This window comes from Desulfarculaceae bacterium (genome assembly GCA_020444545.1).
In the GTDB taxonomy this organism is placed as follows: Bacteria; Desulfobacterota; Desulfarculia; order Desulfarculales; family Desulfarculaceae; genus Desulfoferula.
Genome location: JAHLKT010000004.1, coordinates 179,209 through 204,410 on the forward strand (window position 1 = coordinate 179,209; position 25,202 = coordinate 204,410).

The 25,202-nt window shown below is 66.9% G+C and carries 30 protein-coding genes and 1 tRNA gene; 19 read left to right on the plus strand and 12 right to left on the minus strand.

From position 1 onward, the window contains the following. The first annotated feature begins 167 nt into the window (after positions 1-167). Together KQH53_12695 and KQH53_12700 are read left to right on the plus strand one after the other, a co-directional pair. Positions 168-791: a recombination-associated protein RdgC gene (locus KQH53_12695; GenBank protein MCB2227528.1), complete on the plus strand. Its 624-nt coding sequence runs from the start codon at positions 168-170 to the stop codon at positions 789-791. Positions 792-794: 3 nt separating this feature from the next. Beyond that, positions 795-1,322, plus strand: a complete 528-nt coding sequence (locus KQH53_12700) for a hypothetical protein (protein ID MCB2227529.1) — start codon at positions 795-797, stop codon at positions 1,320-1,322. Here the strand turns inward: KQH53_12700 and KQH53_12705 are convergent. From KQH53_12705 to KQH53_12725, 5 genes are all read right to left on the minus strand, one after another. Continuing rightward, a complete protein-coding gene (locus KQH53_12705) occupies positions 1,319-1,753 on the minus strand; it encodes a hypothetical protein (GenBank protein ID MCB2227530.1) in 435 nt (144 codons plus the stop codon). The genes KQH53_12700 and KQH53_12705 overlap by 4 nt on opposite strands. 101 nt (positions 1,754-1,854) lie before the next feature. Further along, complete coding sequence (locus KQH53_12710; GenBank protein MCB2227531.1) at positions 1,855-2,196, minus strand: hypothetical protein; 342 nt, start codon at positions 2,194-2,196, stop codon at positions 1,855-1,857. A gap of 18 nt (positions 2,197-2,214) precedes the next feature. Continuing rightward, positions 2,215-2,811 carry a PEP-CTERM sorting domain-containing protein gene (locus tag KQH53_12715; protein MCB2227532.1) on the minus strand — a complete coding sequence of 199 codons (597 nt, stop codon included), beginning with the start codon at positions 2,809-2,811 and terminating at the stop codon, positions 2,215-2,217. Between the two features lie 188 nt (positions 2,812-2,999). After that, entirely contained in the window at positions 3,000-3,392 is a 393-nt protein-coding gene (locus tag KQH53_12720; protein ID MCB2227533.1) for a hypothetical protein, read from the minus strand. A gap of 179 nt (positions 3,393-3,571) precedes the next feature. Then, positions 3,572-3,647: transfer RNA gene (locus tag KQH53_12725), tRNA-Ala, on the minus strand. Between the two features lie 256 nt (positions 3,648-3,903). Between KQH53_12725 and hisB the strand changes: the two genes are divergently transcribed. The 4 genes from hisB (at position 3,904) to KQH53_12745 (ending at position 6,814) form a co-directional block, all read left to right on the plus strand. Continuing rightward, positions 3,904-4,491: an imidazoleglycerol-phosphate dehydratase HisB gene (gene hisB / locus KQH53_12730; protein ID MCB2227534.1), complete on the plus strand. Its 588-nt coding sequence runs from the start codon at positions 3,904-3,906 to the stop codon at positions 4,489-4,491. Next, complete coding sequence (locus tag KQH53_12735) at positions 4,488-5,195, plus strand: hypothetical protein (protein MCB2227535.1); 708 nt, start codon at positions 4,488-4,490, stop codon at positions 5,193-5,195. The genes hisB and KQH53_12735 overlap by 4 nt, the downstream gene beginning before the upstream one ends. A gap of 4 nt (positions 5,196-5,199) precedes the next feature. Continuing rightward, complete coding sequence (gene hisA, locus KQH53_12740; protein MCB2227536.1) at positions 5,200-5,928, plus strand: 1-(5-phosphoribosyl)-5-[(5-phosphoribosylamino)methylideneamino]imidazole-4-carboxamide isomerase; 729 nt, start codon at positions 5,200-5,202, stop codon at positions 5,926-5,928. A 100-nt stretch (positions 5,929-6,028) separates the two neighbouring features. After that, positions 6,029-6,814 carry a TVP38/TMEM64 family protein gene (locus KQH53_12745; GenBank protein MCB2227537.1) on the plus strand — a complete coding sequence of 262 codons (786 nt, stop codon included), beginning with the start codon at positions 6,029-6,031 and terminating at the stop codon, positions 6,812-6,814. 3 nt (positions 6,815-6,817) lie between these two features. Here KQH53_12745 and KQH53_12750 read toward each other — a convergent pair whose 3' ends face one another. After that, complete coding sequence (locus KQH53_12750; GenBank protein ID MCB2227538.1) at positions 6,818-7,063, minus strand: hypothetical protein; 246 nt, start codon at positions 7,061-7,063, stop codon at positions 6,818-6,820. Between the two features lie 115 nt (positions 7,064-7,178). Between KQH53_12750 and KQH53_12755 the strand changes: the two genes are divergently transcribed. The 5 genes from KQH53_12755 (at position 7,179) to KQH53_12775 (ending at position 11,403) form a co-directional block, all read left to right on the plus strand. Beyond that, on the plus strand, positions 7,179-7,919 hold the full coding sequence (locus KQH53_12755; GenBank protein MCB2227539.1) for a class I SAM-dependent methyltransferase: 741 nt from the start codon (positions 7,179-7,181) through the stop codon (positions 7,917-7,919). A gap of 13 nt (positions 7,920-7,932) precedes the next feature. Beyond that, positions 7,933-8,583, plus strand: a complete 651-nt coding sequence (locus KQH53_12760; protein ID MCB2227540.1) for a hypothetical protein — start codon at positions 7,933-7,935, stop codon at positions 8,581-8,583. Continuing rightward, entirely contained in the window at positions 8,583-9,668 is a 1,086-nt protein-coding gene (locus KQH53_12765; GenBank protein MCB2227541.1) for a molybdopterin-binding protein, read from the plus strand. The genes KQH53_12760 and KQH53_12765 overlap by 1 nt, the downstream gene beginning before the upstream one ends. A 10-nt stretch (positions 9,669-9,678) precedes the next feature. Continuing rightward, complete coding sequence (locus KQH53_12770; protein ID MCB2227542.1) at positions 9,679-10,512, plus strand: chemotaxis protein CheW; 834 nt, start codon at positions 9,679-9,681, stop codon at positions 10,510-10,512. A 129-nt stretch (positions 10,513-10,641) separates the two neighbouring features. Then, the gene (locus KQH53_12775) at positions 10,642-11,403 is read left to right on the plus strand and encodes a PEP-CTERM sorting domain-containing protein (protein ID MCB2227543.1); all 762 of its coding nucleotides are present in this window, start codon (positions 10,642-10,644) and stop codon (positions 11,401-11,403) included. Between the two features lie 75 nt (positions 11,404-11,478). On the opposite strand, the gene KQH53_12780 is transcribed toward KQH53_12775, so the two are convergent. The 5 genes from KQH53_12780 to KQH53_12800 form a co-directional block, all read right to left on the minus strand. Next, positions 11,479-12,321, minus strand: a complete 843-nt coding sequence (locus KQH53_12780; GenBank protein ID MCB2227544.1) for a hypothetical protein — start codon at positions 12,319-12,321, stop codon at positions 11,479-11,481. 31 nt (positions 12,322-12,352) lie between these two features. Beyond that, positions 12,353-12,793 (minus strand): hypothetical protein, encoded by a 441-nt coding sequence (locus KQH53_12785; protein ID MCB2227545.1) that lies wholly within the window; start codon positions 12,791-12,793, stop codon positions 12,353-12,355. A gap of 32 nt (positions 12,794-12,825) precedes the next feature. After that, entirely contained in the window at positions 12,826-13,113 is a 288-nt protein-coding gene (locus KQH53_12790) for a hypothetical protein (GenBank protein ID MCB2227546.1), read from the minus strand. 53 nt (positions 13,114-13,166) lie between these two features. Further along, a complete protein-coding gene (locus KQH53_12795; GenBank protein ID MCB2227547.1) occupies positions 13,167-13,346 on the minus strand; it encodes a DUF1328 domain-containing protein in 180 nt (59 codons plus the stop codon). A gap of 135 nt (positions 13,347-13,481) precedes the next feature. Next, positions 13,482-13,928: an iron-sulfur cluster assembly scaffold protein gene (locus KQH53_12800; protein ID MCB2227548.1), complete on the minus strand. Its 447-nt coding sequence runs from the start codon at positions 13,926-13,928 to the stop codon at positions 13,482-13,484. Between the two features lie 266 nt (positions 13,929-14,194). Between KQH53_12800 and KQH53_12805 the strand changes: the two genes are divergently transcribed. Genes KQH53_12805 through KQH53_12820 form a run of 4 tightly spaced genes read left to right on the plus strand, consistent with a single transcriptional unit; the run spans position 14,195 to position 20,653 of the window. Further along, a complete protein-coding gene (locus tag KQH53_12805; GenBank protein MCB2227549.1) occupies positions 14,195-14,842 on the plus strand; it encodes a TetR/AcrR family transcriptional regulator in 648 nt (215 codons plus the stop codon). Continuing rightward, entirely contained in the window at positions 14,839-16,305 is a 1,467-nt protein-coding gene (locus tag KQH53_12810; GenBank protein MCB2227550.1) for an efflux transporter outer membrane subunit, read from the plus strand. The genes KQH53_12805 and KQH53_12810 overlap by 4 nt, the downstream gene beginning before the upstream one ends. A 6-nt stretch (positions 16,306-16,311) precedes the next feature. Further along, positions 16,312-17,487 (plus strand): efflux RND transporter periplasmic adaptor subunit, encoded by a 1,176-nt coding sequence (locus tag KQH53_12815; GenBank protein MCB2227551.1) that lies wholly within the window; start codon positions 16,312-16,314, stop codon positions 17,485-17,487. 4 nt (positions 17,488-17,491) lie between these two features. After that, positions 17,492-20,653, plus strand: a complete 3,162-nt coding sequence (locus KQH53_12820) for an efflux RND transporter permease subunit (GenBank protein MCB2227552.1) — start codon at positions 17,492-17,494, stop codon at positions 20,651-20,653. Here KQH53_12820 and KQH53_12825 read toward each other — a convergent pair. Then, a complete protein-coding gene (locus tag KQH53_12825; protein MCB2227553.1) occupies positions 20,650-21,936 on the minus strand; it encodes a radical SAM protein in 1,287 nt (428 codons plus the stop codon). The genes KQH53_12820 and KQH53_12825 overlap by 4 nt on opposite strands. Before the next feature lie 86 nt (positions 21,937-22,022). On the opposite strand from KQH53_12825, the gene KQH53_12830 reads away from it, so the two are divergent. The 4 genes from KQH53_12830 to KQH53_12845 are packed head-to-tail and all read left to right on the plus strand — an operon-like array spanning position 22,023 to position 25,169. Next, a complete protein-coding gene (locus KQH53_12830; GenBank protein MCB2227554.1) occupies positions 22,023-23,210 on the plus strand; it encodes an FAD-dependent oxidoreductase in 1,188 nt (395 codons plus the stop codon). A 19-nt stretch (positions 23,211-23,229) separates the two neighbouring features. Beyond that, entirely contained in the window at positions 23,230-23,541 is a 312-nt protein-coding gene (locus KQH53_12835; protein ID MCB2227555.1) for a septum formation initiator family protein, read from the plus strand. 19 nt (positions 23,542-23,560) lie between these two features. Next, entirely contained in the window at positions 23,561-24,118 is a 558-nt protein-coding gene (gene efp, locus KQH53_12840; protein MCB2227556.1) for an elongation factor P, read from the plus strand. Beyond that, positions 24,111-25,169 carry a hypothetical protein gene (locus KQH53_12845; GenBank protein MCB2227557.1) on the plus strand — a complete coding sequence of 353 codons (1,059 nt, stop codon included), beginning with the start codon at positions 24,111-24,113 and terminating at the stop codon, positions 25,167-25,169. Before efp ends, KQH53_12845 begins: the two co-directional genes overlap by 8 nt. Positions 25,170-25,202: the final 33 nt, after the last annotated feature.

Here is a 25,202-nt window from a genome sequence, read left to right on the forward strand (position 1 = left end):
GGCGCGGCCCGCCGCCGGGCCCTCTTGGCTGCTAGCGCGGCGGCTTGCCCGGGCCCCGGCTCCCCGAAGCAACCCGAGGATACGCCCCAAGGCAGCGCCTCCCTTGCGCGCCCCGCCCGCCCGCGCTAGAGTAGCCCCTCCACACGCTGGAGAAAGGCAATAAGCGCATGGGACTGCTCAAGGGACGGGCCAGCATCACCCGCTACAAGGTCAGCGGCGAGCCGCCCGCCGGCTTCTGGGACTTCATCGACCGCCGGGTGAAAGCCCACGTCTTTAAGGACATCGAGAACAGCACCGAGGAGATCTCGGTGGGCTGGTGTTCCATCAACGATTTCCTGGACACCGAGTTCGCCTTCATGGCCTACGCCATGGAGCCCTACGTGCTCTTGGGCCTGCGGGTGGACCAGCGCAAGGTGAGCGCTTCCCTGCTCAAGAAATACCACCGCCTGGAGATGGACAAGGCCCTGAGCTTCATGGACGAGGGCCGCAAGCTGGGCCGGGTGCGCCGCGAGGAGCTAAAGGACAAGGCCCGCTTGGGCCTCTTGGCCCGCATACCGCCCGAGACCAAGCTCTACGAGGTGATCTGGGACACGGCCAGCAATGAACTGTGGCTGGGCGCGGGCAGCCGCAAGGTGCTGGACCTGTTTGAGGAGCATTTCGTGGCCAGCTTCGGCCTGGAGCTGACCCCCCGCCTGCCCTTCCTGGTGGCGCGCGACCTGCTGGCCGGTAGCCTGGACCTGGCCCGCCTGGAAGAAGCCCGCCCCTGGGGACCCCTGGCCGTGGAGGCGTAGCAGATGGACCTGATGGAGCTGCTCAATCAGAAGGTTTTCCTGGGCCAGGAGTTCCTTACCTGGCTGTGGTACTTGGGCGAAAACGAAGGCGGGGCCGACCTGGGCGAGCTGAACTGGGTGGAGGTGGCCCTGGGCGAGCGCTTGGTGCTGGGCCCGGCCATGGGCGCTGAGGGCTCGCGGGTGACGGTCAGCGGAGCCGAGGGCTCCCTGGCCGAGGCGCGCGAGGCCCTGCGCCAGGGCAAGCTGGTGGAGTCGCTGCGCCTCAACCTGGAGATTCACGGCGAGGAGTATGCGCTCAGCCTGGACGCGGCCGAGCTGGCCGTGAAGAGCCTGAAGCTGCCCAGCGCCGGCCCGGCCGGCGAGGAGCCGGATGGGCTGGAGGGCCTGGCCCTGGAGCGGGTGGCGCTCATGGAAAGCGCCCTAAAGGCGGTGGACGGCCTGTTCAAGATGTTCCTGGCCCAGCGCCTGGACAACATCGAAGGGCCCCAGCTGCGCGAAACCCTGACCGCCTGGGCCGCCGAGGAGGGCTAGCCCCTCCCGGCCGCGGCGTGGGCCTCGCGGGCCCGCGCCAGGCAATAGACGCCCAGCTCCGGGTCGTCGCCTTCCACGTCGAAGCAGAAGCCGTCTCCGCCGTACATGCCGTCCGGAATCAGATTGCCCAGCTCCTCGGGGTCGTTGACCTCATCCCCGAAAAAGCAGATGGAGAGCATCAGCTCGTCGGCGCCCAGGGGCACCACGTCGGCCATGGCGAACAAGGGCCGCTCGCGCCCGGCCGGCCGCTGGGCCAGATCCCAGCGCAGGCTGTAGCTCACCCCCGGGCGGGGCAAAAAGGTCTCTTTTACCCCGGGAAGCGCGCGCACGCCCGCCAGGAAGCTCTGGTATATCCCCTTCAGGGCTGCCTGCTCGCCGGGCCACTCCGCCAAAAACTGCTCCAGGGTCATATCGCTACCGGTGTCGCTCATGAGTCGCATCCTCGGGTTGATCAAGGTATGGCCGACACATAGCACAAAGCGGCCCGCCTGGCCACAAAAAGCCCTACATTCATCAGGTTTTTATCGGGAGACTAGGGTTCCAGGTGGTGCAAATGGGGGCTCCGCTCCAGGATGGCGCGCAGGGAGCGCTCGGTGCGGCGCAGGTGGGCCAGGTTGCGGATGATCAGAGTAAGGCCCAGGCTGATGAGTCCCAGGCAAACCGCGATGAGCGGGGCCAGGTAGCCGATGTTGTCCCAGAAGTGATAGAGCCGCGAGGTCACCACCAGCAGCGAGATGATGCCCATGGGCACGGCCAGCACCGCCAGGCCGGTGCGCACCGCCGCCAGCAGGGTGCGCTTCTGGGCCAGGAGGAACTGGGCCTCGTTGATGAGGATGCCTTCGGGCTCGGGCTGGGTGGTCTCTTCCAGGGGCAAGGCTTTCTCCCCGGCGACCTAGCGCCGCCGGCGGCGCACCCAGGCCACCAGGCCCACGGCCGAGGCCAACAGCAGGCCGCTGGCCGGCTCCGGGGTGCCCGCGCTGGGGGTGGTTTTGTCGAAAAACACCGAATTGATCTGGATGTTGGCGTCGCGCACCGGGCTGTAGTTGGAGCCGTACTGGTCGTTGAGCCAGGAGAAGCGGATGGTGTAGAGGCCGTCACTGAATATCTGGGCGGTCTGCTGGCCCACATAGGCCTTGTCGTCGCTGGCCGGGATGTACATGGTCTGGCCGGTGATGGACTCCTTCACGTGGAAGGCGCTGTACCAGTTAGTGCCCAGGTAGCCGCGGTTGATGACCTCCAGGCCGTAGGTCCACTCCCCGGCGGTGAGGTAGACCTCGTACTCCACCCACCCGCTCCAGGCGGTATAGGTGGCCCCGCCGGCCAGGTCGGTCCAGCCCTTGCCACTGGAGCCGCTGGCGCTGTAGGCCGAACCGGCCAGGATCAACTCGGCCGAGTCGAAGTTGTCAGCCCGGGCCGTATGGGCCGAGGCCCACAACAGACCCAGGGCCAACAGGCAGGCCAGGAGGCTATGTGACCAGGAAAATCGCATACGCGGATAGCTTCCCACAAATTGATTGTTTTAATTGTAATGGGAAAATCGTCTGGAGGCCAGGGGGTTTCCGGAGCATGGGGCAGCGGGGCGGCGAGAAATAAGAGGTTGGGAATAAGGAAAGAGGGGTGGTGGCTGATGTTGCTAATCCGCCAAGACCACATCTTGTCGTACGCAAAAAAAGGCCGCTACGGCTTGCCGTTAAAGCGAACGGCGTCTCCACTGCAAGTCACACTTGACCAACAATTAGTACCTAAGTTGGTCCCGAGAGAGTCACAAGCGACATTAACAAACCCGTCCGCACCCTTCCGATAGCCTTTTATTCGCAGTTGCTCAAGAGCATTACCCGTCGTCGCTGCATCATCCCACATCCAGTGCTTGCAAGACGTAGCCTTCATTTGGCCGAGAAACTCTAAAACCGGCGGATATTCATCCGATCCGCGATAAATTTTGATCTTGAAGGCTGCGTTGCGTTCTGCCGGCGGCACCTTATTAACGTCCATGACATCCACAAAGGGGACACAGCCGGCGGATAAAGCCATGAGTAAAAAACAACCAAATGCCAACTTGTTAAAAAACATTTACTTTCCCAACTTCCTTTTTAACCGCAGCAAACTAACATAATCAGGATTCTCTGGGCAAATCATGCTATCAGGGCTTTAATTGTGGTGGGTGCCCGTCGAACACTCACATTCCCACCCTTCCCCTCCCCCACAAAAAAAGGAAGGCCGTGAAGGCCTTCCTCGATGCGATCAAGTTGTGGTGGAGCTGAAGGGACTCGAACCCTCGACTTCCACGTTGCGAACGTGGCGCTCTCCCAGCTGAGCTACAGCCCCACGGAACGAGGCCCGGCTTGGCTTCCGGGCCAGCGTGGGAGGAATATACCGGCGAGGCGGGGCAAAGTCAACCAATGCCCGGCATATCCCACCATGCCTAACAATATACCAGCCCTTACCTAATCGGCCCCGTCCCCCGGCCCCTAGGCTCTCGACAGCCAGGCCCCACCGTGCTAGCATCTCAGGCAAAACGGGCCTTGCGGGGCCCGGGGCGGTGGGGTGTGCCCGCCGTGCCTTTGCGGTGAAGGATTTTAGCATGAGCCGCCGAGCCGAAATTAAACGCGAGACCAAGGAAACCGAGGTCAGCCTGTCCCTGGACCTGGATGGCACCGGCCAGAGCGAAATTTCCACCGGAGTGGGCTTTTTCGACCACATGCTCACTCATGTGGCCTTCCACGGCTATTTCGACCTGAAGCTCACGGCCAAGGGCGACCTGGAAGTGGACCCCCACCACACGGTGGAGGACGTGGGCATCTGCCTGGGTCAGGCCATGAAAGAGGCCCTGGGCGAGCGCAGCGGCCTGGTGCGCTACGGCTCGTCCTTCGTGCCCATGGACGAATCCCTGGCCCAGGTGGTGGTGGACCTGTCCAACCGCCCCCTTTACAAGGGCGTGTATCAGCGCCGCCCCGGCACGGTGGGCGGCTTCGACGGCCAGCTGGCCGAGGAATTTTGGCGGGCCCTGGCGCTCAACGCCGGCCTGACCCTGCACGTGCGCCTTATTTACGGCGACAATGATCACCACATGCTGGAGGCCGCCTTCAAGGCCCTGGGACGGGCCTTGGACCAAGCCACCGCCCGGGAGGACCGCGGTCGCGGCTCTTCCTCTACCAAGGGGGTGTTATGAAAGCCCGGAGTATGGTTTCTCTCCTGGCGGCCGGCGCTTTGCTGGCCGTGGTGGCCCTGGGGCTGGGCTGCGCGCCCCCGCGGGACACCACCATCAACCGCGACCTGACCTGGGTGCCCAAGAAAATGGCGGTGCTGCCTTATCAAAAGGTGCTGCCCAACAAGGAAACCGGCCCCAGCGTGTCCTGCCCCCTCACCGGGTCGGTGTTTACTTGCGGCCAGATCGTGGTGACCGCCGAGAACACGCTCAACGAGCAGCTCAACGAGCAGCTCAAGCAGTTCTCCAAGGTGCCTTTCATCCCTTACCCCCAAGCCGGCCTGACCTATAGCGTGGTGGCCGGGCGCAGCCTTACCGACACGGTCCGCGAAGAGATCGTGGCCACGGGCAAGGAGCTGGGCGTGGACGTGGTGCTCACCGGCTTCGTCTACCGCTACCGTCAGCGCGATGGCGACGCCTACGGGGTGAACAATCCCGCCTCGGTGGCCTTCGACCTGTCGGTGGTCAGGGTGCGCGACGGTTCGGTGATCTGGAAGAACTCCTTTGACCAGACCCAGAAGTCGCTGGCGTCCGACCTGTTCAACCTCGGGCAATACATGAAGCACGGCCTGCGCTGGCTCACCGCCGAGCAGCTGTCGAACATCGGCATGACCCAGATCATGGAGACCTTCCCCTGGCGCAAGGCTCCGCCCAAGAAAAAAGAGTAGAGCCTTGGAGGCAATACCCGCCGTAGACCTGAAGGGCGGCCGCTGCGTGCGTTTGCAGCAGGGCCGCATGGACAAGGAAACCGTGTTCAGCCACGACCCGGTGGCCATGGCGCGCCATTGGGAAGAGGAAGGCGCTCGTCGCCTGCACGTGGTGGACCTGGACGGCGCGGTGGAAGGCCGCCCGGCCAACGCCGCGGTGATCGAGAGCATCTGCTCCGCCCTGAGCATTCCGGTGCAGCTGGGCGGCGGAGTGCGCGACCTGGAGGGCCTCAAGCGGACCCTGGACCTGGGGGTGGACCGGGTGATCCTGGGCACCCTGGCCGCGCGCGAGCCCTACACGGCCTTGCAAGCGGCCGAGCTGTTCCCGGGCCGGGTGGTCATCGGCATCGACGCCCGCGACGGCATGGTGGCGGTGCAGGGCTGGACCGAGGACATGGGCCTGCATTTCCTGGAGGCGGCCAAGCCCTTCGACATTCCCCAGGTGGCGGCGATCATCTTCACCGACATCTCCCGCGACGGCATGCACACCGGGCCCAACCTGGAAAGCACCGCCCAGCTCTGCCGCTCGGTGGCCGTGCCTATCATCGCCGCGGGCGGGGTGCACGACCTGGACGACGTGCGCCGCCTGATGGAGCTGGCTCCCGCTGGCCTGGCCGGGTTCATCACCGGGCGGGCCATATACGAAGGCACCCTGGACCTGGCCGAGGCCATCGCGCTGGCCGCCTCGGCCTGACCCCGCCCCAGCTGGAGATCGTGGCAATTTGGTGAAACCCTTGCGGGGCGCCCCGGCCCCGGCCAGAGTATAGGCAGGCAACCCCGTTCAGGATGATCATGTGAAGCCTCCCCAGCCAGCATCCCCGGAACCGGAGACCGCCCCGCCGGCCAAAAAGGGCCCCTCCCGCCTTGGCCTGGTCCTCAGCGTCCTGGGCCTGGTGGCGGTGGTGGTCCTGATGATCGTGTTCTGGAAGCCGCTGATGGACTACACCTGGCAGCTGTGGGAGCTGTTGCAGGACAAGGAGGCCTTCCGGGCGCGCATCGAATCCTACGGGGCCTGGGCCCCGGCGGTCTTCATCGTCTTCCAGATATTTCAGGTGCTGGTCTCGCCCATACCCGGCGAGCTGGTGGGCGCGGCCGGAGGCTATGTCTTCGGCTGGCTGCCCTCGCTGATCTACTCCACCATCGGGCTTTCCGTAGGCTCCTGGATCAACTTCTTCGCCGCGCGCCTTTTGGGCAAGGAGTTGGTGGAGCGGATGATTCCGCCCAAGTTCCTGGCCAAGATCTCCTATCTCATGGAGCGCCAGGGGGTCATCGCCAGCTTCATCTTCTTCATCATCCCCGGCTTCCCCAAGGACTACTTCTGCTTCGCCCTGGGCCTGTCGCCCATAAGCTGGCGCATCTTTCTGGTCATCAGCTCCATCGGGCGCATCCCGGGCACCCTGATGCTCTCGCTGCAAGGCGCGGCGATCTACAACGAGAACTACTGGAGCTTCATCGTGCTGGGGATACTCAGCGTGGGCTTCATCATTCCGGTGTGGATCTGGCGGGAGCGCATCTATCAGATGCTTTATCGCCTGGACAAGGACCGGGGCCCCCTGAACGGGGACAACGAAGAGCAATAAGCCCTAGCGGCGCAGGGCCAGGGGCATGAACAGCACCTTGCCGGCGCCCTCGCCGGCGGCGCGCTGTGCCGGGCCGCGCCACAGGGAGCAGGGCTGGCAGGTGAACGAGGGCCAACGCCGCTTGACCACCACCTCCAGGCACATCCCGTAGAGGCCGCAGGTCATGTTGCGGTGTTCGCGCACCTGTTCGAAGGTCAGCGGCCGGTCCCAGAAGGCCGGCCCGTGGGGCCTGTGATTGCGAGGACGCATCTTCAACGCTGCCTTTTTCACCGGGTTGGTGGAGCAAATTTAGCACACCGACGCGGCCCAAGCCAACCCCGCTCAGTGCTTGCCCCGGCCGCCAGGGAGCGATATTCTTATAGGAATGGATCGAATCTTTGAAGCGGCCGAGGCCAAAAAGTACGAACGCTGGCTGGAGAGCGGCCAGGGGCGGGACTACGTCCGCCTGAGCACCACCCTGCTGGACCGCGCCCTGGACTTCCGCCCCGGCTGGCGGGTCTTGGACGTGGGCTGCGGCCTGGGAGTGCACCTGGCCCATCTGGCCAAGCGCGGGGCCCTGACCTGGGGCCTGGAGGCAGGGCCGGTTACCGCGCGCATGGCCGCCGGGCGCCTGGGGCCCAAGGCCGAGGTGGAGCTGGGCGACGCCCATGAGCTGCCCTACGAGGACAACAGCTTCGACGCGGTGATCCTGGTCAACACCCTGGAGTTCACCGAACGCCGGGCTCAGGTGGTGGCCGAGGCGGCTCGGGTGGCCTCCAGCCGTCTGTGCCTCATCTCGCTCAACCCTCTTTCGCCCTGGCAGTGGCTGGCCCGGCGGCCCGGCTCGGCCCACCCCTTCGCGGACGCGGCCCTGTTGCCGCCCTGGTCCTTGTTCCGCCTGGTGCGCGAGGTGCTGGGCCCGGTGCCCCGTTCCTGGGCGGGCAGCCGGCCCTGGCCGGGATCGAGCCTGCGTCACTGGCCCCTGGGGAGGCTCTTCGCGGTGTGCGCGGCGGTCACCCCCATCTACCGTACCCGCCCCCTGACCGTGAAGGCCCACCACGGCGGGCAGCAGGCCCAGCCGGTGGCCGGGCACGGGCGGGTTAGCGTTTTGCAGCGTGTCAAATAGGGATGGCATAAACATGGACCCAAGCGACGCCCGAGGACTGCACCCCATGCCCCCGGTTCCCCCCGCCGACCAGGTGGAGGCCCTGGTGGCCGCCTCTTCCCGCGCCCACGGGCACCTCTGCCCCGGCCAGGTGATCGGGGTGCGCATGTCCATCCTGGGGCTAGGCCTGTTGGGCTATCCCTGCCCCCTGCCCTACCCGGAGATAAAGAACATCATCGGGGTGGTGGAGATCGAGCGCTGCCTGGCCGACGCGGTGGCCAGCTCCACCGGCCTGCGTTTTGGACGCGGTTCGCTCAAGCTGATAAATTTGGGCCTTTTGGCCGCCACCTTCGGCGAGATCTCCAGCGGCCGGGCGGTGCGGGTGGTCTCCAAGGACTCGGCCCGCGATTTGGCCCGGCGCTACGCCCCAGGGGCGGCCAACGATCATCAGGCCCAGACCGAGGCCTATGCCGTAATGCCCGACTCCGAGCTGTTCGACGTAGCCCGGATCGAGCTGAAGATCCCGGCCGATCAGATGCCGGGAGTGCGCCCGGAAAAGGTGCCCTGCGCCCAGTGCGGCGTGTTGGTGCGCAGCGGACAGGCCAGGCTTCGCGAGGGGCGGAGCCTGTGCGCGGTCTGCGCCGGGGATGCTTATTTCGACTTGGGAGAGGTAGTGGAGCTGTGATGGAATTCGACTGCGGCGACCAGTGCGCCGCCGGGCCGGTGGGGAGGCTGGTCACCCTTGACGATGCGGTGGGCCTGGTCTTGGCCCACGACATGACCGAGATCGTGCCCGGCAAGAGCAAGGCGCCCGCCTTCAAGAAGGGCCACGTGGTGCGCCCCGAGGACCTGGAGCGCCTGGCCCGCATGGGCAAGCGCCACCTCTACGTCCTGGACATCGCCCCGGACCAGATGCACGAGAACGAGGCCGCCGAGATGCTGGCCGAGGCCCTGTCCGGCCCGGGCATCGAAAAGAAAGGCCCGCCCTCGGAGGGCAAGATCGTGCTCATCGCGGCCCATGACGGGCTGTTCGACCTGGATGTGGAACGCCTGACCCGCTTCAATCTGAGCAGCGAGGTGATGTGCGCCACTATCCACCGCAACTCCGTGGTGCGCAAAGGCCAGGATCTGGCCGGCACCCGGGCCATCCCCCTGGTGGTGGCGCGCGCGGCGGTGGAGGAGGCGGCCGCCCTGGCCGCCCAGGACGGCGGCTTGCTCAAGGTGCTGCCCTTTAGCCCGCTAAAGGCCGGGGTGGTGGTCACGGGCAACGAGGTGGCCCACGGGCTCATCGAGGACCGCTTCGCGCCCATCGTCACCGCCAAGCTGGAGGCTCTGGGGGCCTCGGTGATGGGGGTGGAGGTGGCCCCGGACGACAAGGCCGCGGTCATGAACGCCATCAAGAGCCTGGCCCGGCGCGGGGCGGAGATGATCATCACCACCGCGGGCATGAGCGTGGACCCGGACGACGTGACCCGCATGGCCATCGCCGAGGCCGGGGGCAAAAACCTGCTCTACGGCACCCCGGTGCTGCCCGGCGCCATGTTCCTGGTGGGCGACCTGGCCGCCCCCCAAGGCGACATCCCCATTTTGGGGGTGCCGGCCTGCGCCCTGTTCCACCCCACCACCATCCTGGACCTGATCCTGCCCCGGGTGCTGGCCGGCGAGCGCTTCACCCGCGCCAGCATCGCGGCCCTGGCCCATGGCGGCTATTGCCAAAACTGCGCCGACGGCTGCCGCTTCCCGGTGTGCGGCTTCGGGCGGGGCAACTAGGAGCCTGCTCTTGGCCCAGCTCCCCACCAGCCAACGGGAGCGGCTGCCCTGGGTGATCCTGCGCCTGGGGCGGCACCATCTGGCCCTATCCACCCGGCAGGTGCGCGAAATGACCGCCATGCCCGCCGTGACTCCGGTGCCGGGCGACAGCCCCCTGCTGCGGGGCATGATCGACCTGCGCGGCGAGTTGCTGCCCCTGATGGACCTGCGCCGGGTGCTGGGCCTGCCCTCCCTGGAGCAGGAGATGGCCCGGATGGACGAGCTATTGGCCCGGGGCGAGCGCGAGCACCGCGCCTGGCTGGAAGAGCTGACCTCGGCCGCGGACCAGGGCCGCCGCTTCGCCCAGCCCCTGGCCCCGGAGGAGTGCGCCTTTGGCCGCTGGTACGCGGCCGCCTCGCCGGATGATCCCTTCCTGATCTCCCACATGGCCGCCTTGGACGCGCCTCACTGTCAGGCCCATGAGGCCGCCGCCGAGGTTTCCGAGCTGTTGGCCCTGGGCCTATACGGCCAGGCGCGGGAGCTGCTGGCCCGGCACCAGGCCCTGGCCTTGTCGCGTTTGCCCCGGCGCATCCAGGCCGCCCGCCAGGCCCTGCGCGAGGCGGGCCGCGAGATCGCGGTGGTGGCCGACAATCCCGGCGGAGGGCCCCTGGCCCTGGCCGTGGACGAGGTGGTGGCCGTGGAGGAGGTGAGCGCCGGGACGGCGCGCCTGGAGCAGGCGGACCTGGGCCCCCTGAACCGGCGGCTCCTGGCCGGGGTGGGCCAGCGGCCCGACGGCGAGATGGTGTTCTTGCTGGAGGCCGATCAGCTATTGGCCCAGGGCCGCGCCCTGGCCGCCCAAGCTTAGCCCCCCTTTTCACCCCAACCAAGGTGGCCCATTAAACCGCTTGCAATTTTTAAAAAAGTGCTAATATTTCTTAATAGAGCTAGTGCAACGCGACCAAATAACCCTGCCCCGGGAGATGTGAGGGTCCGCATGAGAATTATTAGGTTTGTCATAGTGTTGGCTGTGACCATGCTGCTGCTGGGCAGCGGATCGGCCATGGCCGACACCATGAACGTGGCCTATCGAGGCAACAGCAACGTGCAGGTATGGGTTGACGGTCAGTCGCGCAACGCCATCACTGCCGAGTTTTACACGCCCACCACCTATCAGGACGCAATCTGGTTCGGCTACTGCGTGGACCCGCTGCAGAACTTCAAGAACCCCATCACCCCGGGCGACCCCAACCTGTGGTCCGGGCCGGAGATCAGCCCGCCGGTGACCAACTACGACTGGCGCGAGGTGGCCTGGCTCATGGAGAACTACGCTCCGGGCGCGGACTGGGTGAGCGACCCCGGCTCGGTGAACTACGGCTCGCCCGCGGTGAAGCTGGCCATCCAGGCAGTGCAGTTGGCCATCTGGGAGGTGGTGCTGGATCACTCCACCACCTACACCTCGGGCAGCGTCACTGACACCAACAGCCGCTTCTACACCCTTAGCGGCACGACCGCGGCCATGGCCGGCAGCTACCTGGTGGCCCTGAGCGAGTACAAGACCGCCAACAACGGCAACATCTCGCTCACCGGACAGTACCTGATCAATGACCAGAACGACCGCCAGGACCTGACCATGGGCACCGGCGGCGCGGCGGGCACCCCGGAGCCGGCCACCATGCTGCTCATGGGCAGCGCTTTGGCCGCGGGCGCGGGCTTCTTCCGCCGCCGCCGCAAGAGAAGCGCCAAGGCCCCCGCCTAGAACGTCCCACGAAATAATAAGGCCCCGCCGCATCGCGCGGCGGGGCCTTTTGCTTTGCTCTGGGGCCGGTTGGTTCTAGGCCATCTCGTCGAGCATCTTGCCCAGGGCCTGCAAATGGCCCAGCTCCTCGTCGCCCAGGGCCAGGAACACCTTTCGGCTACCGGGCTGCTCCATGCGCGAGGCCAGGCGCAGATACAGGTCCATGGCCTGGGTCTCCAGGCCCATGGCCAGCATCACCGTCGAGGCGGGGTCCGCCCCCTGGCCGCCGTGCTTGGCCAGGTAGTCGGACACTTCCCAGCCACCTTCCATGCGCAGGGACCCGCCGCCGCTTTTCAGCTCCACGCCTTGCTGCTGCTCCGGGGGCAGCTCGGCCAGGGCGGCGCGCAGGCGCTCCATGTGCTTGTCTTCCAGGCCGGCCAGGCGCTGGTACAGGGTGCGCAGCTGTTCGCCTGCGGCCTGTTGGGCCAGGCCCTGGTAGCAGGCTTGCAGGCCCCGCTCCAGGCCGTAGGCCGCGGCAATGGCCTGTCCCGGGCTCTCGCCCGGCTCGGCCAGCTCCAGGCCCCAGCTCTCCGGCCCGGCGGCCACTTCGCCGTCCCAGGCCTTGATGCCCCCGCTGAGGTTGTAGACCTCCTTGAAGCCCTGGCCTTGCAGGTATTGGGACGCGGCCCGGCTGCGGCCGCCCACCGCGCAGTAGGCGACCACCGGCTTGTCCCGGTCCACCTCGTCCAGGCGTTCTTTCAGCTCGGGCAAGGGGATCAGCTCCGCGCCGGGCAGATGCTTTTCCCGATATTCCTTGGGCTGGCGCACGTCCAGCAGGGTCCAGCTTCCGGCCGGGTGCTCCCGGCGGAAGGTTTCCAACTCCTCCGGGCTCATGCCCGGAGCGGGCCGCAACAGCGACCCCAGGTCCATCTTGGCCATATTCTCCCTGTATCGCGGGCCGGGGCCGGACTTAGCCGGCCAGCTCGGCCTTAGCCTTTTTGTAGGCCTCTTGCAGGTTCTTGAGCGCCTCTTCCAACTCCTGCTTGGCCTTGACATAGGCCTCGCCGGTGGAGGTCTTGAGCGCCTCCCACTTTTGCTTGACCACTTCCTGCTTGGCTTGCAGGTCGGCCAGCGCCTCCTGGGCCTTGGCCTGGCCCTGGGCCGCCTTCTGCTTGGCCTGCTCCATGAGCTGGGCGCTCTCCTGCTCCCACTCCTGGTACTTGGCCTTGGCCTTGTTCATGTACTCTTCGTGCTTCTGCTTGCTGTAGGCCACGGCGGTGTCCACGGCCTCCTTGGCCTCTTTTTTCACCTGCTCGGCGGTGATCTTCTGATCGCCGTCGTCGCTGCAGCCGGCCATGGCCAGCATCATCAGTAACGCCAGCGCCAGGGCGGCCACTAGACTTCTTCTCATGCTTGCGCCTCCATCCAAGAGAGTGTTCATGCCTAGGACAATCGCGAGGCGGCGTCGTCCAGGGCGGCCTTGAGGTCGTCCGCCGCCTTGGAAAACCCGCCTTTGAGGTCGCTCCAGGCATCCTGGCCGGCCTTGTTCAGCTCGGCCAGCCGCTCCTGGGCCGCGTCGCGCTTGGCCTTGAGGTCTTTGATCTGCTGCTGGAGGTCTATCTCCCCCTGGGCCTCTGCCTTGGCGGCCTTGGCCTTTAGCTCGTCCAAACGGGCCTGCATCAGGTCCAAATCGGCTTGCGCTTTTTTCTCGTATGCTTTCTTCTCGTCCATGATGTCTCCTTTTCTATTCAGCCAAGATCAATTGCCGGGGTCAAGCCCCTGCCTCAGGGACGCGGTGCGCGCCCCCGCGCGACAAGCCCGGCGATGAGGGCCACCAGGAAGAAGATGATAAAGGCGAAGAACAGGATCTTGGCGATTCCCGCCGCGGCCGCCGCGATGCCGCCGAAACCGAAAAGGGCGGCGATCAAGGCGATGACCAAAAAAATGACAGCCCACTTAAGCATCGTTGTCTCCTTTAGAGGTCAGGTTGTCCATGAATGGGCAGGCGGAGGGGATACTTAATATTGTGGGCGAGCGGAGGGGCTCAAACCATACTGAAAAGTTAGTAATAATCCCTGCGAACTCGGAGCAGGCGGGGCTCAGCGCCGCTGGTAGGGCGCTTGCCAGGGGGTCTGGCGCTTGGCGCAGGCGTCGCGCAGGGCCTCGCGCAACACCTCCACGGCCATCTCGGCGCAGTGCATGTGGGCCGCGTCCAGGCCGCCCAGCTCGCGGCTGATCTCCTCCGGGCCCAAGGCGGCGGCCTGCTTGAGGTCCTTGCCGCGAGCCAGGGTGGCCAGGGCGCTGGCGCAGGCCACGGTATGCAGACAGCCCTCGGCCAGGCAACGGGCGTCGCTCAGCACCCCGCCCCGGATGCGTAGGAAAAGCTCGATGGCGTCGCCGCAGTCCGTGGCCCGGCGGGCATAGCCCTCGGGCTGGGAGATGAGGCCCACGTAGCTGGGGGTGAGGCCGTGGTTCCAAAAGGCCTCGGGCAGGGCGGGGCCCTGGTCCTGGGCGGCGTTTTCGGGGTCTGTGGGCGGCGTGGCCATGCAATGCCTATTGATTCGGGTGTGGATAAATACTACCCAGGCGGCGCCAAGGCTGCGAATTTTTTTAGCGCGCCGGGCCGGGCCAAGCAAGTCTCTCCCCGGGGACACCACCATATCATGCCGTAATTACAACTCTATTTAACAACAGCTTCCCGCCGGCATGTATGGCACGACCCGTGCTTATTAACGCCGCGATGCCGAGGTGTCGGCCGTGTTGACATACGAACGTTTGTTTGATACAAACGTTCGTATTCAGAGAGGTGAGAATGAAGCCGGAAACCACCCACAATCCCGACGACACCCGGGAGCGCATCCTAGACGAAGCGGAGCGCCTGTTCGCCGAGAAGGGCTACAGCGCGGTGACGGTGCGCGAGATAACCTCTTCGGCCGGGACCCATCTGGCGGCGGTTAACTATCACTTCGGCAACAAGGAAAACCTCTATTTGGAGGTGTTCCGCGCCCGTTGGCTGGAGAGGGCCCGCAGGATAAGCCTGCCCCTAATGGAGCTGGAAAAGAGGGGGAGCTTCAGCCCCGAGGAAATGGTGAGCACCATGGCCCACGCCTTTTTGGGCGAGACCTTGACCGCCGATGAGCGCCAGCGACACCATCAGCTCGTCTCCCGGGAGATGGGGCAGCAGTCCCGGGTCTTTCAATTGCTGGCCCAGGAGGCCCTGGTGCCCTTCATGGACTTGGCCACCCGCATGTGGCAACGCTGCCTGCCCCACCCCGTGGACCCCGAGCGCCTGAAACTCATCGCGATCTCCATCTTTGCCCAGGTCATGTACTTCAACTTCGCCCGGCCGGTGGTCAGCCTGGTCACCGGGCGGCAATACGACAACGAATTCGTGGAGCAACTGGTGGAGCACATCACTACTTTCGCCCTGCACGGGCTGAATGGAGACAAGGTGCAATGAGGCTCCGTCCCGCAAGGACCATCCTGGCCCTGCTTCTGGGCGGGTCGCTGGCCCTTGGCACGGCGGGTTGCATCAAGGTGGGCCCGGACTACCAACGTCCCGAGTTCGCCTTCAAGATGCCGCCCGGCTACGACCAGGTCAAAGCCAAGGCCAAGGCCAAGTCGCCCTATGCCAACTTGGACAAGTGGTGGGAGCAGTTCGGCGACCCGCAGCTCAACCAGGTGGTGAGCGAGGTGCTCAAGCAGAACCTGGACCTGGAAAAGGCCGCCGGCCGGGTGCTGGAGCTCAAGAGCGCCTTTGTGGTAAGCCGCTCGCAGCGCTACCCCACCGTGACCCTGGACGGCACCGGCCAGAAGCAGCGCTCGGTGACCTCGCTGAGCCTGCCAACCACCCAGGTCCTCTCCGACGAGCGCGACAGCTTCAACCTGTCCCTGGCCGCCACCTTCGAGGTGGACCTCTGGGGCAAGCTGGCCCGGTCCGAGGCTGCGGCCAAGGCCGACCTGTTGGCGGCCGAGGAAAACCGGCGCACCGTGGCCCAGACCGTGGTGGCCTCTGCGGTCACCGGCTACTTCAAAGTGCGGTCCATCCAGCGCCGCCTGGCGGTGAACCAGCAGAGCATCGAGGCCTACACCACCAGCGTCACCGTGGTTGAGGGCCGCTATGAGCGGGGCCTGATCAGCGTTTTGGACCTCCGGCAGGCCCGGCGCTCCCTGGCCCAGGCCAAGGCCCAACGGCCTGCCCTGGAGCAGGAGTTGGGCCTGGCCAAGCAGCAGTTGGCGGTGCTGTTGGGGCGCTACCCCACCATCAAGCCCGATCCGGACAAGGGAATCGACTATCTGGCCCGCATGAAGCAGGTGCCCCCGGGCCTGCCCTCGGACCTGCTGCTGCGCCGGCCGGACCTGCGCTCCGCCGAAGCCACCCTCACCTCGCTCAGCGAGAAGATCGGGGTGGCCCGCGCGGCCCGCTTCCCCACCATCAGCCTCACCGGCGGCTTCGGCTACACCAGCAGCGCACTGGACAAGCTGTTCACCCCGCAAAACCAGCTGTGGAACCTGGCCCTGGGCATCAGCCAGCCGGTGTTCAACGCCGGGCGTTTGGCCGCCCAGGAAAAGGCGGCCCGGGCTCGCTATAGCCAGGGCGTGGCCGACTACGCCAAGACGGTGCTCACCGCCTTCGGCGAGGTGGAGGGCGCCCTGTTGACCCGCAAGCAGCAGCAGGACCGCCGCCAGCGCCTCAAGGACGCGGTGCAGGAGGCCGAGGCCACCCAGAGCACCGCCCAGCGGCGCTATTTGCGGGGCTTGCAGGACTACCTAACCGTGTTGGAGGCCCAGCAGACCCGCTACAGCCTGGCTGATCAACTGGTGCTCAACGAGCAGGCAATTTTGACCAATCGCGTAACCTTGCATCGCGCCCTGGGCGGCGGCTGGGCCAATCCCCCGGCCCTGGCCCAGGCGGAAAAGTAGATCGTCATGCCTCGGAACAAGAAAGCCCTCTGGCAGATCCTGGTAGTGGTGCTCATCCTGGCCGCCGGCGCGGCGGCGCTCACCGCCTTCGCCCTGAGCAAGAAGCCGCCCTCGCGCAAAAAGGCGGTCAACCTGAGCCCCCTGGTCAAGGCCGTCGAGGTGGACAAGGGGCCCCGCCAGGTGCTGGTGCACGGCGAGGGCACGGTCACCCCCTTCAGCCAGGCCAAGCTGGCCGCCGAGGTGGCCGGGCAGGTGGAGTACGTCTCGCCCAAGCTGGTGGCCGGCGGCGCCTTCAACAAAGGCGACCTCTTGCTGCGCATCCAGCAGAGGGACTATCAGCTCGCCCTGACCCTGGCCGAGGCCAAGGTGAAGGCGGCCCAGACCAACCTGCGAACCACCGAGGAAGAGTCGGCCGCCGCCCGCGACGAGTGGAGGCTCCTGGAAAAAGATGACGGCAAGAAGCGGGGCGAACCCCCGGCACTGATGGTCAAGGCGCCCCAGCTGGCCCAATTCAAGGCCAACATGGAAGCAGCCCTGGCCGAGGTGGAGCAGGCCCGGTTGAACCTTAGCCGCACCGAGATCCACGCGCCCTTTGCCGGCCGGGTGGTCAGCGAAAACGTGGACCTGGGCCAGTACCTGGCCAAGGGAGCCAACGTGGCCACGGTGTTCTCCATCAAGGCGGCGGAAATCAACGTCTACCTGGAGGACCGGGACCTGGCCTGGATCAAGGTGCCCGGCCTCACCGTGCGGGGCCAGGAAGGCTCCCCGGCCGTGGTCAGGGCACAGTTCGCGGGCCGCGAGGGCTCCTGGCGCGGCCGGGTGGTGCGCGCCCTGGGCACGGTCAACCAGAGCACCCGCCTGGTGGGCGTGGTGGTCCAAGTCGAGGAACCCTACGCCACCCTGCCGCCCCTGGCCATGGGGGCCTTCGTGCGGGTGGAGATCATGGGCCGCACCCTGCCCGAGGCCAGCCTGTTGCCCCGGGCCGCCCTGCGCGAGGGAGACGTGGTCTGGGCCGTGGGGCCCGGGGGCAAGCTGGTGTTCACCAAGGTCAAGGTGGCCCGCGTGCAAGGCACCGAGGCCCTGCTCAGCCCGGGCCTGCCCGACGGCACCAAGGTGGTGACCACCAACCTCCGCGAGGTCAGCGACGGCATGAAGGTGCGCCTGGCCGGGCAGGAAGGCTAGGACCATGAAGAGCGTAATCTCCTGGTTCGCGCGCAACCACGTTGCCGCGAACCTGCTGATGATCTTCTTCGTGCTTGCCGGCGCGGTCACCGCCCTCACCATGAAGCTGGAGGTGTTTCCCGAGACCAGCCTGGACACCATCACCATCACCGTGGAGTATCGCGGCGCCAGCCCCTCGGAGGTGGAAGAAGGCGTAATCCAGAAGATCGAGGAGAACATCGCCGGCCTGGCGGGCATCCGCCGCATCGATTCCAAGGCCACCGAGGGCATGGCCATGATCATCGTGGAGGTGGTCAAGGGCTGGGATCTGCAAAATCTCCTGGACGAGATCAAGAGCGAGGTTGACCGCATCACCACCCTGCCCGACGAGGCCGAAAAGCCGGTGATCCGCGAGACCACCCGGCGCACCCAGGTGCTCTGGGTGGCCGTGTTCGGCCAGGTGTCCGAGGCCACCCTCAAGGCGGTCACTCAGCGCCTCAAGGACGACATCACCACCCTGCCCGGGGTGACCATGGCCGACCTGTTCGGGGTGCGCAACAGCGAGATTCACATTGAGGTGTCGGAGCAGACCCTCCGGCGCTACAACCTGACCCTGCAAAGCGTGGCCAACGCGGTGGCCAGGGCCAGCCTGGACCTGCCCGCGGGCAGCATCAAGACCGAGGGCGGCGAGGTGCTGGTCAGGGCCAAGGGCCGCAAGTACCGCGCCGTGGAATACTCCGAGGTGCCGGTGATCACCCGCACCGACGGCTCCAAGGTGACCCTGGGCCAGATCGCCAAGATCACCGAAGGCTTCCAGGATGACCAGGAGCTCTTCGCCCGTTTCAACGGCGAGCCGGCCAACCTGATCCAGGTCTACCGAGTGGCCGACCAGAACGCCCTGGACGTGGCCAGCGAGGTCAAGGAATACATCGCCAAGGTGGGCCCGGAGCTGCCGGCCGGCATCAAAGTGGACTTCTTCGCCGACCGCTCTAAGGTCCTCAAGAGCCGCATCGACCTGCTGCTCAGAAACATGATCCAGGGCCTTATCCTAGTGGTCATCATCCTGGGTTTGTTCCTTAGCCCCAAACTATCCTTCTGGGTCACCCTGGGCATACCCATATCCTTCCTGGCGGCCATCTGGTCCCTGCCCTATTTCGACGTGTCCATCAACATGATCAGCCTGTTCGCCTTCATCATGGTCTTGGGTATCGTGGTGGATGACGCCATCGTGGTGGGCGAGCAGGTCTTCACCCTGCGCGAAGACGGCATGAAGCCGATGAAGGCCTCCATCGAGGGCGCCACTCTCATCGGCAAGCCGGTGATCTTCTCGGTGCTCACCACGGTGGCCGCCTTCATGCCCTTGATGATGGCCTCGGGCATGATGGGCAAGATCATGCGCAACATCCCGGTGGTGGTCATCGCGGTGTTGATCGCCTCGCTAATCGAGTCGCTGTTCATCCTGCCCTCGCACCTGGCGGGCTCCAAGGACAAGCCGCGCCCCAAGGGCAAAGAGAAGTTCACCGCCCGCTGGCTGCAAAAGGTCATCCGCGGCCCCTACGCCAAGGCTCTGGACCTGTGCCTGCGCTGGCGCTACGCCACCCTGGCCGCGGGCATCGCGGTGCTCTTGGTCGCGGTGGGCCTGTTCATGGGAGGATTCGTCAAGTTCACCCTGTTCCCGGTGGTGGAGGGCGACATGCTCACCGCCAACCTGGAGCTGCCCGCCGGGGCCCCGCCCGAGGAAACCACCAAGGTGGTGAGCCAACTGGAGGACGCGGCCAAGCAGTCCCTGGCCGAGGCGGACCAGAAGCGCCCCAAGGGCTCCGAGCCCCTGCACAAGTACACCGTCAGTCTGGTGGGGATCAGCACCGGCGGCCGCGGCAGCCACAGCGGCGGCTCGGCCAGCGCCGGCGGCCATATGGCCACGGTGTTCGTGGAGGTCCTGGAGGGCGAAAAGCGCAACATGAGCACCAAGGAGATGGTCAACGGCTGGCGCCAGAAGACCGGCCCGGTGGCCGGTGCCGAGTCGCTCACCTTCACCGGCGAGCTGTTCAGCGCAGGCAACCCCATTGAGGTGCATTTGTCCGCGCCCAACGAAGACGAGCTGGTCCGGGCTTCGGACGAGTTGAAGGAAAGGCTGGCCACCTACACCGGGGTGTTCGACATCGCCGACAGCTTCACCCCGGGCAAGTGGGAGATGCAGCTGGAGCTCAAGCCCGCCGCGCGCAGCCTGGGCCTGACTTTGCAAGACCTGGCCCAGCAGGTGCGCTACGCCTTCTACGGGGCCGAGGCCCTGAGGTTGCAGCGCGACCAGGACGAGGTGCGGGTGCTGGTGCGCTACCCCGAGAGCGAGCGCCGGGCCATCACCGACGTGCAGAACATGCGCATCCGCACCGCGGGCGGCGAGGAGGTGCCTTTCAGCCAGGTGGCTCTGGTCAAGATGACCCGGGGCTACACCAGCGTGGACCGGGCCCAGCGCCGCCGGGTGATCAAGGTGACCGCCGACGTGAACCCAGACCAGGCCAACGCCAGCGAGCTTCGGCGGTGGCTTGAAAAGAGCGTGCTGCCCGAGCTGATCGCCAAGTATCAGGGGCTGCGCTACACCATCGAGGGCGCGGGCCGCGAGGAGCGCGAGTCGCTCTCCGACGTGCTCAACGGCTTCGTCCTGGCCCTGTTCCTCATCTACGCCCTCTTGGCCATACCCTTCCGCTCCTTCAGCCAGCCCTTCATCGTCATGGCCGCCATCCCCTTCGGGCTGGTGGGGGCCCTGGCCGGCCACTTCATCATGGGCCTGGGCACCAGCCTGCTGAGCCTGTTCGGCATGGTGGGCCTCACCGGCGTGGTGGTCAACGACTCGCTGGTCTTGATAGACGCGGCCAACCGGCTGCGGGCTGCGGGCATGAGCCCCGGAGAGGCGATACGCGAGGCCGGGCCCATGCGCTTTAGGGCCATCATCCTGACCTCGCTGACCACCTTCGGCGGCCTGGCGCCCATCATCTTCGAGCGCAGCCTACAGGCGCAGTTCCTCATCCCCATGGCGGTGAGCCTGGGCTTCGGCGTGCTCTTCGCCACGGGCATCACCCTGCTCTTGATTCCCAGCGGCTACCTGATATTGGACGACATCCACAACATCATAGACCGCATACGGGGCCGCAAGGGCAAGGAGGCGGAGCTGGCCGAGGAGCTCTAGACGCTCCGCGAGGACTCCAACTTGGGATTGAAATAGCCGTGCTTGAGCGCCCGGAAACGGAGCTTGAGCGCGGCTATCATTTGGGGGATGCCCATGCGCTCGGTGGGCGGCTGGAGGCCCAGGGTCTCCAGATACACCTCGGGGTCGATGTTGAGGTTGCGCCACTGGATCAGGTCCAGGCCGGTGTCGGCCACCACCTGGGCCAGGGCCTCGAACTCCTCGGGCCGGTCGGTGACCCCGGGCATGGTCAGCAGGTTAAGCGAGGTGTGGCCTCCGGCTGCCTTGACCACCTTGATCGACTCGATGGCGTCCTGCAAGGACCAGCCCCGGGGCTGGTAGTAGGCCTGGTGGCGCTCGGGCACCAGGCTGTTCACCGAGACCCGGATGGAGCTGAGCCCCGCCTCCATGAGCCGCGAGACCACCCCGGGCAGCGACCCGTTGCTGTTGAGGTTCACCGTGCCCTTGGGCTCCTTGGCCCGGATCAGGCGGATGGACTCTTCCAGGAGGTCGCCCTGGGTGAGCGGCTCGCCCTCGCAGCCCTGGCCGAAGCTGACCAGGGGATCACGGCCCGTGGCGAAGTGGTGCAAGGCCACCTCGGCCACTTCCTCGGGATAGGGCGTGAAGGTGATGCGCTCCTGGGTGACCGGGAAGACGCCCTCGGGCTGGCTGGAGATGCAGCCCAGGCACCCGGCGTTGCAGGCCGAGGCCGTGGGCAGGGGGGCCTCCCAGCGGCCCAGCATGAGGTTGCGCGCCGCCGGGCAGCCGTAGCCCATGGCGCAGTGCCCCAGATGCTGCATGAGGCGGTTGTCGCCGAAGCGCCGCAGGATGCGCTGGGCGGCGGATTGCAGGCGCTGGGGCGGGGGGAAGCGCTCCGGGTCCTGGCGGGGCAGCGGGTCCACCCGGATGGCCGTGGCCAACATGCGCCCTCGCGCGAAGCCTACCGCCGCGTAGGCGAACAGGGGCAGGTTGGGCGCGTCGGGCAGGCGGTCATAGGCCGCCCACAGGGTGGCGGTGTGGGCCGGGGCCACGAAAGCGGCCACCGCGCTCACCGGACCGTCGCCGCCCGAGGGATCCTCTGTCACCACCTCGAAGCCGCCGTCCGGGTTCACCCCCACCGGCCTGCGGCCCGGCAGCAAAAACAGCTCGCTGCCCGGAGGCAGGGGGATGCACTGCTTCTCGTCCACCGTCTCCCAGCGGCCGCCGGCCGAGCCGGCCAGGGCCAGGCCCGGGTGGTCCAGGATGTTGCCGTCCTGGTCGGCGTACAGCAGGTGGACGATGCTCATGTTTCGGCTCCGGGTTGAGTATGGGGCATGTTTAACACGCCGGGTGCCCAGCGGCAAGGCAGGCGCTTGTTAGGAGGGCGGCTGCCGTGATAAAAAGCGGGCCTATGGACGCGCGCTACGATGTCATGGTGGTGGGTTTGGGCCCGGCCGGGGCGGCGGCGGCCCGCGAGCTGGCCGGGGCGGGCTTGCACGTGCTGGCCCTGGACGGGGCCGGGGAGCGGGCCAAGCCCTGCGGCGGCTGCCTGTCCTCGCGCGGCCTGGAGGCCCTGGCCTGGCTGGAGCCGCCGGAGTGGCTCAGCGCCCATCCGGTGCGCCGCCTGTGGGTGGGCTATCCCGGCAAGTCGGCGGTGGACTACGTCTCGGCCCGGGTGGGGGCCTATCTGGTGGAGCGCGCCCGCCTGGACGCCTGGCTGGCCGCGAAAGCCCGCGAGGCCGGGGCCGAGGTGGTCGCGGCCCGCGCCCGGGCCCTGCGCCAAGAGAGCGGCCTCTGGGTGGCCCAGGGGCGGGAGGGCTCCTGGCGGGCCCCCTGGCTGGTGCTGGCCGCCGGGGCGGGCTCCCGCTTGGTTCCCGGCCTGGGCCTGGAGCCGGGGCATTGGCGCTTCGCGGCCTTGGTTCAGGAGCGGCCCCTGCCGCTGGGCCTGCAGCCCTGGCTGCGCGACGCCGCCCTGTTGGAGCTGGGCGGAGTGGCCGGCGGCTATGCCTGGGCCTTTGGCCGGGGCGAGGTGCTCAACCTGGGGGTGGCGGGCCTGGTGCAAAACGACCAGGGCGGTCCCGGGGGGCTGCGCCGCCGCCTGGCCGCCTTCACCCGCCGCCTGGGCCTGGAGCCCGAAGGCACGCCTCGGGGGGCGGTTATCCCCTGCCCTCATTGCCGCCGTTTGAGCTTGGTGAAAAACCGGGCCGCCCTGGTGGGCGACGCGGCCGGTCTGGCCGACCCGGTGCTGGGCGAGGGCATCGCCCAGGCCGTGGCCAGTGGGCGCATGGCCGCCCAAGCCATCCTGGCCGGAGACCTGGGGCTCTACCAAAAGCGGGCCGAGGACACTTTGCTCCGGGACCATCACCACGCCCGCCTGCTGGGCCGGCTCATCTACCGCGCGCCGGGGTTTTTCCACCACCTGGCCCGCACCCACCCCCACGGCCTGGAGCTGGGTTTCGCCTGGCTGCGGGGCGAGCTGGCCCCGGGAGACATGTGGGGCGCCCTGGCGCGGGGGCTCGCGGGCCTTTCGCCCCACCTTGCGCGCGGAGCGGGCGCATACTATAGTTCACCCCTGGATTAGTCCCTGGCCGGAGGTAGGCATGGCCCCCAAGCAGCGCGCCCGCTACTGGTGGCCCCTGATACTGGCGGGGGTGGCGCTGCTGTGCGGCCTGGTCATCTGGCGGGGGGCGGCCAACCTCTCCCTGCTCCGGAGCGAGTTGGAGCAGGTGCGCCAAACCAACCAGCGCCTGGACAATGACAACCGGGCCCTGTATCGCCAGGTGCAGCGCCTGCGCCAAGACAAGGCCGCCCTGGAGCGCGCGGTGCGCCAGGAGATGGGCCTGGTGGGCGACGACGAGATTGTCTACACCTCCCCGGGCAAGAAACCGCCCGAGGGGGGTGCTAAAAAATAGTGAGTTTCCGGAGGTATTCATGTACAGCACGGCAGAGTTTCGCCGCGGTTTGAAGATCGAGATCGACGGCAAGCCCTACACCATCGTGGAGTTCCAGCACGTCAAGCCCGGCAAGGGCGGCGCCTTTGTGCGCACCAAGCTGAAAAACCTGGAGACCGGCCAGGTGCTGGAGCAGACCTTCCGCTCCGGGGCCAAGGTGGGCATCCCCGACCTGGAGGAGAACCACACCCAGTTCCTCTACCAGGACGGCGACCAGTACGTGTTCATGGATAACGACACCTATGACCAGCTTTTCATCGTCGAGGAGTACCTGGGCGACGCAGTGAACTTCTTCAAGCCCAACATCGAGGTGAGCGTGCTGTTTTTCAACGGCAAGCCCATCGGCGTGGACCTGCCCATCACCGTGGAGCTGGAGGTGACCGAGACCGAGCCCGGCGTGAAGGGCGACACCGCCACCGGCGCCACCAAAATCGCCACCCTGGAGTCCGGGCTCACGGTGCAGGTCCCCCTGTTCATCGAAGAAGGCGACGTGCTCAAGATAGACACGCGCACTGGAGAATACCTGGAACGTGCCTGAGGATTTTGCGCCCCAATTCATGGCCACGGGCATAGGCACCCTGCCCCACCCCGGCCCGGCCGAGGCGGTGGCCGACGTGCTGGCCCGGCTTACCGAAATGCCCTATTGGCCCCAGCTGCCCCAGCGGAACCCCTGCGAGGACATGGCTCCGCAGTACGTCACCGCCCTGGCCCCCCTGGTCAGCGGCCAGGCGGGCTCGCGCGAGGTGAAGGCCTTTGGCGGGCTGTCGCGCGAGGAGGCCCTGGCCGCCTTTTACGAGCGGCTCATGGGCGCGCCCCTAAGCGACTTCGCCCCGGACCCGGCCTGCGCGGCCGGATGGGGCGTGTTCCTGGAGAGCATCGGCGCGGCGCGGGGGGATCAGTTCCCCTGGCTCAAGGGTCACGTCACCGGCCCCATCACCATGCTCTTGAGCGTGCCCGGGGACGACGGCAAGTCCCTGCTCTATGACGACGAGGCGGCCGAGGCCGTGGCCCGGGGCCTGGGCGTGGCCGCCGGGGCCCAGGCGGCACAGCTGGCCGCCCTGGGGCGGCGCCCCCTGGTCTTCATAGACGAACCCGCCCTGAGCGGCTTTGGCAGCGCCTTCACCCCGGTGAGCCGGGAGACGGTGCTGAGTCTCTTGGGCGCGTGCATGGAAGAGGCGCGGGGCCGCTGCGAGGTGGTCCTGGGGGTGCATTGCTGCGGCAACACCGACTGGTCCTTGCTGGTGGACTCCGGGGCCGACGTGATCAACCTGGACTCGGCCGGGTTCGGCGACCACCTTTTGCTCTATCCCGAGTCCGTGGCCGAGCTGATGGGGCGCGGCGGGGCCGTGGCCTGGGGCGCGGTGCCCACCCTGGAGTACAAGGGCAAGGAGACCGCCGAGGGGCTCTGGGCCGGGCTCAAGGAGCTCTTGGCCGCCTTCGAGGCCAAGGGCATCTCCAAGGAGCTCCTGGCCAGCCAGTCCCTGGTCACTCCGGCCTGCGGCATGGGCTCGCTGAGCCTGGAGAGCTCCCTGGCCATCCTGGAGCTCACCGCCGGGGTGAGCAAGCTGGCCCGCGAGGAGTACCTCTAGGAAGCCTTTCGTCTGAACCAACTACGGAGCCGC

Excerpts from the sequence above, each read along its gene's own strand:
- KQH53_12735 (MCB2227535.1), top strand. The coding sequence starts at position 4,488 with ATGAAAGCCCGGAGTATGGTTTCTCTCCTGGCGGCCGGCGCTTTGCTG.
- KQH53_12775 (MCB2227543.1), top strand. The coding sequence starts at position 10,642 with ATGAGAATTATTAGGTTTGTCATAGTGTTGGCTGTGACCATGCTGCTG.
- KQH53_12805 (MCB2227549.1), top strand. The coding sequence starts at position 14,195 with ATGAAGCCGGAAACCACCCACAATCCCGACGACACCCGGGAGCGCATC.
- efp (MCB2227556.1), top strand. The coding sequence starts at position 23,561 with ATGTACAGCACGGCAGAGTTTCGCCGCGGTTTGAAGATCGAGATCGAC.
- KQH53_12705 (MCB2227530.1), bottom strand. The coding sequence starts at position 1,753 with ATGAGCGACACCGGTAGCGATATGACCCTGGAGCAGTTTTTGGCGGAG.
- KQH53_12750 (MCB2227538.1), bottom strand. The coding sequence starts at position 7,063 with ATGCGTCCTCGCAATCACAGGCCCCACGGGCCGGCCTTCTGGGACCGG.
- KQH53_12760 (MCB2227540.1), top strand. The coding sequence starts at position 7,933 with ATGGACCCAAGCGACGCCCGAGGACTGCACCCCATGCCCCCGGTTCCC.
- KQH53_12720 (MCB2227533.1), bottom strand. The coding sequence starts at position 3,392 with ATGTTTTTTAACAAGTTGGCATTTGGTTGTTTTTTACTCATGGCTTTA.
- KQH53_12835 (MCB2227555.1), top strand. The coding sequence starts at position 23,230 with ATGGCCCCCAAGCAGCGCGCCCGCTACTGGTGGCCCCTGATACTGGCG.
- KQH53_12755 (MCB2227539.1), top strand. The coding sequence starts at position 7,179 with ATGGATCGAATCTTTGAAGCGGCCGAGGCCAAAAAGTACGAACGCTGG.
- KQH53_12785 (MCB2227545.1), bottom strand. The coding sequence starts at position 12,793 with ATGAGAAGAAGTCTAGTGGCCGCCCTGGCGCTGGCGTTACTGATGATG.
- KQH53_12715 (MCB2227532.1), bottom strand. The coding sequence starts at position 2,811 with ATGCGATTTTCCTGGTCACATAGCCTCCTGGCCTGCCTGTTGGCCCTG.
- KQH53_12810 (MCB2227550.1), top strand. The coding sequence starts at position 14,839 with ATGAGGCTCCGTCCCGCAAGGACCATCCTGGCCCTGCTTCTGGGCGGG.
- KQH53_12700 (MCB2227529.1), top strand. The coding sequence starts at position 795 with ATGGACCTGATGGAGCTGCTCAATCAGAAGGTTTTCCTGGGCCAGGAG.
- KQH53_12790 (MCB2227546.1), bottom strand. The coding sequence starts at position 13,113 with ATGGACGAGAAGAAAGCATACGAGAAAAAAGCGCAAGCCGATTTGGAC.
- KQH53_12815 (MCB2227551.1), top strand. The coding sequence starts at position 16,312 with ATGCCTCGGAACAAGAAAGCCCTCTGGCAGATCCTGGTAGTGGTGCTC.
- KQH53_12695 (MCB2227528.1), top strand. The coding sequence starts at position 168 with ATGGGACTGCTCAAGGGACGGGCCAGCATCACCCGCTACAAGGTCAGC.
- hisB (MCB2227534.1), top strand. The coding sequence starts at position 3,904 with ATGAGCCGCCGAGCCGAAATTAAACGCGAGACCAAGGAAACCGAGGTC.
- KQH53_12825 (MCB2227553.1), bottom strand. The coding sequence starts at position 21,936 with ATGAGCATCGTCCACCTGCTGTACGCCGACCAGGACGGCAACATCCTG.
- KQH53_12765 (MCB2227541.1), top strand. The coding sequence starts at position 8,583 with ATGGAATTCGACTGCGGCGACCAGTGCGCCGCCGGGCCGGTGGGGAGG.
- KQH53_12780 (MCB2227544.1), bottom strand. The coding sequence starts at position 12,321 with ATGGCCAAGATGGACCTGGGGTCGCTGTTGCGGCCCGCTCCGGGCATG.
- KQH53_12795 (MCB2227547.1), bottom strand. The coding sequence starts at position 13,346 with ATGCTTAAGTGGGCTGTCATTTTTTTGGTCATCGCCTTGATCGCCGCC.
- KQH53_12820 (MCB2227552.1), top strand. The coding sequence starts at position 17,492 with ATGAAGAGCGTAATCTCCTGGTTCGCGCGCAACCACGTTGCCGCGAAC.
- KQH53_12800 (MCB2227548.1), bottom strand. The coding sequence starts at position 13,928 with ATGGCCACGCCGCCCACAGACCCCGAAAACGCCGCCCAGGACCAGGGC.